The sequence below is a fragment of the Vibrio caribbeanicus ATCC BAA-2122 genome (genome assembly GCF_000165125.1).
Taxonomy (GTDB): Bacteria; Pseudomonadota; Gammaproteobacteria; order Enterobacterales; family Vibrionaceae; genus Vibrio; species Vibrio caribbeanicus.
The window spans coordinates 1-404 of the sequence record NZ_AEIU01000100.1; the positions used below are offsets into that span (position 1 = coordinate 1).

Genomic DNA, 404 nt, shown 5'->3' on the forward strand with positions numbered 1-404 from the left:
ACACTACTCGTAGGTATCCCAGTTCCCGATGGGTTGGTTAAAGGTGGAGGCACCTTCAAACATCACTATCATAGATTCAACGTTGGAGGTATCCCAGTCACCGATGGGCTGGTTAAAGCTGGCGGCGCGTGAAAACATGTAGGACATATCTACAACCTTGGAGGTATCCCAGTTCCCGATGGGTTGGTTAAAGCTGGCGGCGCCTGAAAACATACCCCACATATATGTAACCTTGGAGGTATCCCAGTTACTGATATCGGCATTAAAGTGCTCCCGATCTACAAAGAGGCTATTCATCCTAGTCACATGAGAGGTACAAAAGCGGATTTGACCTTGTTCCAGTTTATCGAGCTGGGCTTGGTTTTTAATGCTTCTATCGTTAACAACCAGATAGGTGTTACCTT

Annotated in this window: 1 protein-coding gene; it reads right to left on the bottom strand. The window is 46.5% G+C overall.

The window, feature by feature from the left end; all coding sequences use genetic code 11:
* Positions 1-3: 3 nt before the first annotated feature.
* A partial coding sequence (locus tag RH40_RS17465) for a BspA family leucine-rich repeat surface protein (protein WP_009603006.1) occupies positions 4-404 on the bottom strand: 401 nt, incomplete at its 5' end.